Below are 7,948 nucleotides of genomic sequence, written 5' to 3' on the forward strand. Positions count from 1 at the left end.
CCGGCCGCCCAGGGCCGCGCGCCGCTGTGGACGCCGCCGGGCGCGCCCGCCTCGCCGGCTCCCGCCGCGCCCGGCGGCCCTGTCCAGGGCGGCCAGCCCGCTTCTTCCGTCCCGGCTTCGGCGGCCCCTGCGGCCGCCCCCGCCTCCTCCACTTCCGCTCCGGCTCCAGCCACCGCGCACACCTCGTCCGCGCAAGGCGCGCAGCCCGCCGCCTTGCCGTCGCCGGCGGTGTTTGCGCAGGCGCTGCGGCAGAGCCTGCAGACCAGCGGCCTGTTCTACGAGTCCCATCTGACCGACATGGTCTATGGGCAGCGCCAGCCCGAGACCTTGCGCGCCGAGCCGCAGGCCTCCTTGCCGCGCGCGCCCCAGATCACCGCGCCGCCGCCTTCGCTACCGGCGCCGGCCAGCCCCTCGCCCACCTCCTCGGCCGTGCTCACCCTCAGCGCCCAGGCCGACACCGGCCCGCCGCCGGCGCCGGGCACGCCCATCGGCGGCCTGCATCCGGACACCAATGCCCTGGTCCGCCAGCAACTGGAGATCCTCGCCAACAGCGTAGTGCATTGGCAGGGCCAGCCCTGGCCCGGCGCCGAGATGGACTGGGAGGTCCGCCGCGACCCTTATGGCGAATCGCCGCAGGATCCGGATAGCCATTGGGCCACGCGGCTGACGCTGCGCCTGCCTCGCCTGGGCGAGGTCGAGGCCCGCCTGTCGCTGGCCGGCTCGCAGCTGGTGCTGCAATTGACCGCGCCGCAAAGCGCCGGCGAACTGAACCGCGAATCCGAAGCGTTGCGCCAGCAGCTGACCCGCGCCGGGCTGACCCTGAGCGACCTGACCGTGCAGGCCATGGCCCCCTCGCCGTTTCCGCCGCCTGATTTCCTGCTTCCCGAAGTATGAGCTCGTCTGACGACACTCCTCGCACGACCGCGGTCGCGCTAAGCTATGACGAAAGCGACAGCGCGCCGCGCGTCGTGGCCAAGGGCTATGGCCAGTTGGCTGACACCATCGTGCGCACGGCCAAAGAGCATGGCCTCTACGTGCACGAATCGCCCGAACTGGTTGGACTGTTGATGCAAGTGGACCTGGATTCTCACATCCCGCCGCAGCTGTACACCGCGGTCGCTGAACTGCTCGCCTGGCTGTATCGCCTCGAGGCCCGCGCCCTGCCCGATATGGCGGGGGAGCCGCATGCCTAGCCCGTCCACCGCCCAGGCCTTGTTCCACACCGAATTGCTGCGTGACCCGCGGCAGATCGCGGACATCCTCCGATACGCGATACAGCCCGGCAATGAAACCCTGGCCCGCGATGGCCAGGGCCGCAGCTGGCCCGTCAAATTGCTGGGCACGGATTGGCAAGCCGGCATCCTGTTCTGGCGCCCGCAGGATCCCGGACAGGCCGCCGCCATGCCCGGCGGGCCGCAATTCCTCAGCGGATCGCTACCCGTCGAACTGCTGGTCTCGGTCGATGACGGCAGTCATCTGCAATTCCAGGCAGGCCGGCCCATCGTGCTCAATTTCCCCGACGCCAGCTTGAGCATGGTCACGGAGTTCCCCCTGCTGCTGCGCCGCGACACCCCCCTGGACACCCCGGCCTGAAGCCGGGATCAGATCGACATCGACGAGATTTCTTTATAGGCCGCGACCAGCCGGTTGCGGACCTGCACCGCCGTCTGGAAGCCCAGGCTGGCTTTCTGCAGGTCGATCATCACATCATTGAGCGAGACTTCCGGCGCGCCCAGCTCGAAAGCCTTGGCCTGCGCGGTCGCGGCGTTCTGGGCATTGGAGACTTTACGGATCGAATTCTGCAGCTCGGCGGCAAAGCTGGCGGGCACGGCCGCCGGCGACAGCTCCGCCGGACCGGCCTGGCCACTCTGCGCGGCGCGCACCACGGCGCGCATCTGCTGCAACATGTTTTCGATACCGGAGACGCCGGAAACCGCCATATTCAATCCTTGCTCGGTCTGGACACGATAGGCCGACAGGCTAGCAGCCGCCGCGCGCGGGCATAGCGCCTAAAAAGCGCCAAAAAACGGCGCACTTCCCCGCTTGCGGCGGGGCCGCGCACATAGGGGACAAATAACGCCAAAAAACGCTCGTTTTCATCGATTGGGATTGCCGGGCGGCCAGCCATAATCCAGCCTCCCATAGCCATAGTGTGCAACTTGCCTATCCCGCCCATGTTGTCCTCCCATCCGCTCCGCGCAGCCTGCGGGAGCCGCCAATGAACCAGCAAGCGACGCTGAGCACCTCCCTGCTGGCCAGGTTCCCGTTTCTGGAAAAAGTGCGCGCCCTGCCCAAGCCGGTTTTGCTGGGCGGCGCGGCGGCCCTGGTCGCCCTCATCGTGGCCGCGGCGCTCTGGAGCCGGGAGCCGGACTACAAGGTGCTGTTCTCCAACCTGGATGATCGCGACGGCGGCGCCATCGTCACGGCCCTGGGCCAGATGAACGTGCCCTACCGCTTCAGCGACAACGGCGCGGCCATCCTGGTGCCGGGCAGCCGTGTCTACGATGCGCGCATGCAGCTGGCCAGCCAGGGCCTGCCGCGCGGCGGCTCGGTCGGTTTCGAACTGATGGACAATGCGCGCTTCGGCGCCAGCCAGTTCGCCGAACAGATCAATTACCAGCGCGGCCTGGAAGGCGAGCTGGCCCGTTCCATCGAAGCCATGCACTCGGTGCAGCATGCCCGCGTCCACCTGGCGCTGCCGCGCCAGTCGCTGTTCGTGCGCGACCGGCAGCCGCCCACCGCCTCGGTGCTGTTGAATCTGCATCCGGGCCGCAGCCTGGCCGACGCCCAGGTCTCGGCCATCTCCTGGCTGGTGGCCTCCAGCGTTCCCGACCTCACCGCCGACAACGTCTCCATCGTCGACCAGAACGGCCGCCTGCTGTCGGCGCCCGCCGGCGAAGGCCGGGGCATGGACGCCGACCAGATGCGCTTCGTGCGCGAGGTCGAGCAGCGCACGGTCGAACGCATCCTCACCATCCTGAATCCCCTGGTCGGGCCGGGCAATGTCCATGCCCAGGCCAGCGCCGAAGTCGACTTCGCCCGCCGCGAGGAGACCTCGGAAACCTACCGTCCCAACCAGGAGCCGGGCCAGGCCGCCGTGCGCAGCCAGCAGACCAGCGATTCGCGCCAGGTGGGCGTGAACCCGGCCGTCGGCGTGCCCGGCGCCCTGAGCAATCAACCGCCCGCCGGCGTCCAGGCCCCGCTGACCACGCCCGCCGCCCAACCGCAACGGCCCCAGCAGCAACAACAGCCCCAGCAACCGGGCACGGCCGGCACGCAGCAAGCGCATCAACAGCCGCCGGGCACCGAGCGCCGCGACGCCACGACCAATTACGAAGTCGACCGCACCATCAGCCATGTCAAGCAGCCCGTGGGCCAGCTCAAGCGCCTGTCGGTCGCGGTGGTAGTCAACCATCTGCCAGGCAAGGACGGCGAGCCCCAGGCGCTGCCGCCCGAGGAACTCAACAAGCTGACCAACCTGGTGCGCGAAGCCATGGGCTACTCGGAGTCGCGCGGCGACTCCCTGAACGTGGTCAACAGCCAGTTCAACGACACGCCGCCCACGGTGCCGATGTGGCGCGATCCCGAACTGATCGCCATGCTCAAGACGGCGCTGGGCTGGGTCTTCGGCCTGCTGATCGTCTTCTGGCTGTATCGCAAGATCCGCCCGGTCGTCACCGACTACTTCTACCCGCAAGTCGATCCCGAGGAGGCCGCCGCCGCGCGCGCCGAGGCCGAGCGCGAAGCGCTGGCCACCGCCCGCGCCAAGGAGGTCAACCGCTACGAAGACAACCTGCAACGCGCCCGCGATATGGCCACCAAGGATCCGCGCGCCGTTGCCATGGTCCTGCGCGCCTGGATGACGAAAGATGAAAAGTGATGCAAAGCCGCTGGACGGCATGACCCGCAGCGCGGTGCTCCTGATGTCGCTGGGCGAGGACGCCGCCGCCGAAGTCTTCAAGTACCTGACCGCGCGCGAGGTGCAGCAGGTCGGCGCGGCCATGGCCACGCTCAAGCAGGTCACGCGGGGCGATGTGGCCGGCGTGCTGGAGGAATTCCGCCAGGAGGCCGATCAGTTCATGGCCGTGACCCTGGGCTCGGACGATTACATCCGCACCGTGCTGACCAAGGCGCTGGGCAGCGACCGCGCCGCCGGCTTGATCGAGGACATCCTCGAAGCCGGCGAAGGCGGCAGCGGCATCGACGCGCTGAACTGGCTGGACCCGCACACCGTGGCCGAGCTCATCGGCGACGAGCATCCGCAGATCATCGCCACCATCCTGGTCCACCTGGAGCGCGACCGCGCCGCCGGCGTGCTGAGCATGCTGACCGACCGCCTGCGCAACGACGTGATGCTGCGCATCGCCACGTTCGGCGGCGTGCAGCCGGCCGCGCTGTCCGAGCTGACCGAGGTCCTCAACTCGGTGCTGGCCGGCCAGGGCGCCAAACGCAGCAAGATGGGCGGCGTGCGCACGGCCGCCGAGATCCTGAACATGATGAACTCGAACCAGGAAGAAGCCGTGGTCGAGAGCCTGCGCGAGCGCGATGCCGACTTGGCGCAGAAGATCGTCGACGAGATGTTCGTCTTCGACAACCTCATCGACGTGGAGGATCGCGGCATCCAGCTCATCCTCAAGGAAATCGACAACGACACGCTCATGGTCGCGCTCAAGGGCGCCACCGAGGAGCTGCGCTCCAAGTTCCTGCGCAATATGTCCAGCCGCGCGGCCGAAATGCTGCGCGAAGATCTCGACGCGCAAGGGCCGATCCGCATGTCCAAGGTCGAGGGCGAGCAGAAGAAGATCCTGCAGATCGCCCGCCGTCTGGCCGAAAGCGGCCAGATCACGCTGGGCAATCAGGGCGACGACGCCTATGTCTGAATTGCCGGCCTACGATGCCCTGAGCAGCGACGCCTGGCGCCGCTGGCAGATGGTGTCGTTCGACGCCCCCGAGCCCGAGCCCGAACCGGTGGCGCCGCCTCCGGTGGATCCGGGCCCGGATCCGGAAACGCTCAAGCGCCAATGGCGCGCCGAGGCCGAGGCGCAGGGCCGCGAGGCGGGCTATGCGCAAGGCCACGAGGCCGGTCTGGCCGCCGGCCATCAGGCGGGCCACGAACAAGGCTGGCAGGCGGGTCACGAGGCCGGATATGCGGCCGGCCTGGCCGAAGGCCGCGAACAGGCGCGCCAGGAAGGCTTGCAATTGGCGGCGCTGTCCACGGCCGCCGCCGCGTCGCTGGGCCAGCTGGAAGAAAAAATGGGGCAGGCGCTCGTGACCCTGGCCCTGGACATCGCGGGCCAGATCCTGCGCACCACCCTGGCCGAACAGCCCGAGAGCATGCTGCACGCCGTACGCGAGGTGCTGCATACGCCGCCGCCCGGCCAGGGCGGCGTACTGCGCCTCTGGGTCCACCCGCAAGACCTGGAGCTGGTGCGGCTGCATCTGGCCGATGAACTGCGCGACGGCAACTGGCGCGTGCTGGCCGACGAGTCCATCCGCCGCGGCGGCTGCCGGGCCGAATCGCCGTTCGGCGACATCGACGCGACCCTGCAGACACGCTGGCGCCGCGTGGCGGCCTCGCTGGGCCGCGCCACCGCCTGGGAGGAAAGCGCGTGAGCGCCCCGGCCATCGACCGCTGGCAGACACAGCTGCAGATCGGCTCGATCCGCGCGGCCTCGACCGAGCCCGCGCTGGCTACCGGACGCATCACGCGGGCCACGGGCCTGGTGTTGCATGCCACCGGGCTGCGGCTGCCGGTGGGCGCGGCCTGCCGCATCGAGATCGCGCGCGGACACGACCATTGGGCCGATGCCGAAGTCGTCGGCTTCGACGGCCACACCCTTTATCTGATGCCGCAGGCCGATATTTCCGGCCTGCCGCCGGGCGCGCGGGTCATGCCCGCCGAGCCGGCCGTGCAAAGACCGGTCCCCCTGCCCCGCAAGGCCGAACTCAATGGCAACGCCAAGCCGCAGCTGGGCCGCCACCTGCCGGTGGGCAATGCGCTGCTGGGCCGCGTGGTCGATGGCGCCGGACGCCCGCTCGACGGCCTGGGTCCCTTGACCGGGGCCGACCTGGCCCCGCTGTCGGCCCAACCCATCAATCCGCTGTCGCGCGCGCCGATCGACGCCGTGCTGGACGTGGGCGTGCGGGCCATCAACGGCCTGCTCACCGTGGGCCGCGGCCAGCGCATGGGCCTGTTCGCCGGTTCGGGCGTGGGCAAGAGCGTGCTGCTGGGCATGATGGCCCGCTACACGCGCGCCGACGTCATCGTGGTGGGCCTCATCGGCGAGCGGGGCCGGGAAGTCAAGGAATTTATCGAGCACAACCTGGGCGCCGACGGCCTGGCCCGCTCGGTCGTGGTGGCCGCGCCCGCCGACGTCTCGCCGCTGCTGCGCCTGCAGGGCGCGGCCTACGCGACCCGCCTGGCCGAGCATTTCCGTGATCAGGGGCTGGATGTGCTGCTCATCATGGATTCGCTTACCCGCTACGCCATGGCGCAGCGCGAGATCGCCCTGGCCATCGGCGAGCCGCCGGCCACCAAGGGCTACCCGCCCTCGGTCTTCGCCAAGCTGCCGGCCCTGGTGGAGCGCACCGGCATGGGCGCCCCCGGCCCCAACGGCAAGGCCGGGTCGATCACGGCCTTCTATACCGTGCTGACCGAGGGCGATGACCAGCAGGACCCGATCGCCGACGCGGCGCGCGCCATCCTGGACGGCCATGTCGTGCTTTCGCGCACCCTGGCCGAAGCGGGGCATTACCCGGCCATCGATATCGAGGCTTCGATATCTCGCGCCATGACCTCGCTCATCACGCCGCAGCAATTCAGTATGGTGCGCCGTTTCAAGCAGATGCTGTCGCGCTATCAGCGCAACCGCGACCTCATTTCCGTCGGCGCCTATGTCGCTGGCGCCGACCCGCAGCTCGACGAAGCCATCGCGCGCTATCCGCGCCTGGAGGCCTATCTGCAGCAGGATATCGGCGAGAACGTCAGCTACGGCGACGCCGTGGAAATCCTGCGCGCCACTTTCGCCCTGGGAGACGTCCATGCCTAGCCAATTGCCCCTGGACATGCTGATCGGCCTGGCCAAGGAGAGCACGGACGAGGCGGCCCGCGAACTGGGCCGGCTCAACGCCGAGCGCAGCAATGCCGAGCGCCAGCTCAGCATGCTGCACGACTACCGCCAGGACTATCTCAAGCGCCTGCAGGACGCGATGGTGGCCGGCATGTCGGCCGCCGACTGCCACAACTACCAGCGCTTCATCGGCACGCTGGACGACGCCATCAGCCAGCAGACCCATGTGCTGCACAACGCCGATATGCAGCTGATGCAGGGGCGGCTGAACTGGCAGCGCGAAAAGCGCAAGCTCAATTCCTTCGACACCCTGGCCGAGCGCGACGCCCGCAGCCGCGCCTTGACCGAGGCGCGCCGCGAACAGCGCGCCAATGACGAAATCTCGGCTCGCCTGGTCCGCCGCCAGGCCGGCATGTAATCCACGGAACGCCGCCATGATGAGTCCTTCCGCCATGACCCTTCCCTTCACGAACGCCACTTCGTCCACGCCCCTGCCCACGGCCGGCGTGACGGCGACCAGCGAGGGCGGCAGCAGCTTTGCCAAGGTCCTCAAGCAACAGGGCGACGACACCCCGGCGCCGGCCAAGCCCGCCGCCCAGGGCAAGGACAAGGACAGGCCGGCCGCCCGCGCCGATGCGCCAAAGCCGCCTGCCCAGCCCGCGAGCCCGCCGGCCAAGCCGGCCCAGGCGGCCGGGCAGGACAGCGAAGCCGGCCCCGAAGAAGCGGATCTCCGGCAGGCCGAAGCCGCCGCCGCGCTGGCCCTGGCCCAGGCGGTGCCGGCCCTGCCCCCCGCGCCCACGCTGCCGCAGCAGGCGCTGGAGATCGCCGCGCAGGTCGCCGAGGTCCAGGCGCGCGTGGCCGCCGCCAATGCCGCCCCG

The 7,948-nt window shown here is 69.6% G+C and carries 9 protein-coding genes and 1 pseudogene; 9 read left to right on the forward strand and 1 reads right to left on the reverse strand.

Features of this window, described 5'->3' with window-relative positions; translation table 11 throughout:
• The 3 genes from fliK to AXA74_RS23365 form a co-directional block, all read left to right on the forward strand.
• The coding region (gene fliK / locus AXA74_RS23355) for a flagellar hook-length control protein FliK (protein WP_060833336.1) at nt 1-894 on the forward strand (894 nt) is incomplete at its 5' end.
• Nucleotides 891-1,193: an EscU/YscU/HrcU family type III secretion system export apparatus switch protein gene (locus AXA74_RS23360; RefSeq protein ID WP_029581226.1), complete on the forward strand. Its 303-nt coding sequence runs from the start codon at nt 891-893 to the stop codon at nt 1,191-1,193. The genes fliK and AXA74_RS23360, both read left to right, overlap by 4 nt.
• Nucleotides 1,186-1,593 carry a hypothetical protein gene (locus AXA74_RS23365; RefSeq protein WP_032956727.1) on the forward strand — a complete coding sequence of 136 codons (408 nt, stop codon included), beginning with the start codon at nt 1,186-1,188 and terminating at the stop codon, nt 1,591-1,593. The genes AXA74_RS23360 and AXA74_RS23365 overlap by 8 nt, the downstream gene beginning before the upstream one ends.
• 8 nt (nt 1,594-1,601) lie before the next feature.
• On the opposite strand, the gene fliE is transcribed toward AXA74_RS23365, so the two are convergent.
• Complete coding sequence (gene fliE, locus AXA74_RS23370) at nt 1,602-1,940, reverse strand: flagellar hook-basal body complex protein FliE (RefSeq protein ID WP_029581228.1); 339 nt, start codon at nt 1,938-1,940, stop codon at nt 1,602-1,604.
• A 278-nt stretch (nt 1,941-2,218) separates the two neighbouring features.
• Between fliE and fliF the strand changes: the two genes are divergently transcribed.
• The 6 genes and pseudogenes from fliF to AXA74_RS23400 all read left to right on the forward strand — a co-directional run.
• The gene (gene fliF, locus AXA74_RS23375; RefSeq protein ID WP_029581229.1) at nt 2,219-3,880 is read left to right on the forward strand and encodes a flagellar basal-body MS-ring/collar protein FliF; all 1,662 of its coding nucleotides are present in this window, start codon (nt 2,219-2,221) and stop codon (nt 3,878-3,880) included.
• The gene (gene fliG / locus AXA74_RS23380) at nt 3,870-4,880 is read left to right on the forward strand and encodes a flagellar motor switch protein FliG (RefSeq protein ID WP_029581230.1); all 1,011 of its coding nucleotides are present in this window, start codon (nt 3,870-3,872) and stop codon (nt 4,878-4,880) included. The genes fliF and fliG overlap by 11 nt, the downstream gene beginning before the upstream one ends.
• A complete protein-coding gene (fliH, locus tag AXA74_RS23385; RefSeq protein ID WP_032956722.1) occupies nt 4,873-5,613 on the forward strand; it encodes a flagellar assembly protein FliH in 741 nt (246 codons plus the stop codon). Before fliG ends, fliH begins: the two co-directional genes overlap by 8 nt.
• Entirely contained in the window at nt 5,595-7,049 is a 1,455-nt protein-coding gene (gene fliI, locus AXA74_RS23390) for a flagellar protein export ATPase FliI (RefSeq protein WP_032956719.1), read from the forward strand. Before fliH ends, fliI begins: the two co-directional genes overlap by 19 nt.
• A complete protein-coding gene (gene fliJ, locus AXA74_RS23395) occupies nt 7,042-7,488 on the forward strand; it encodes a flagellar export protein FliJ (protein ID WP_029581233.1) in 447 nt (148 codons plus the stop codon). Before fliI ends, fliJ begins: the two co-directional genes overlap by 8 nt.
• A 16-nt stretch (nt 7,489-7,504) precedes the next feature.
• Nucleotides 7,505-7,948: pseudogene (locus AXA74_RS23400) on the forward strand (flagellar hook-length control protein FliK); the annotation flags it as partial.

It is taken from the genome of Bordetella hinzii LMG 13501 (assembly GCF_001548475.1).
Classification (GTDB): domain Bacteria; phylum Pseudomonadota; class Gammaproteobacteria; order Burkholderiales; family Burkholderiaceae_B; genus Bordetella; species Bordetella hinzii.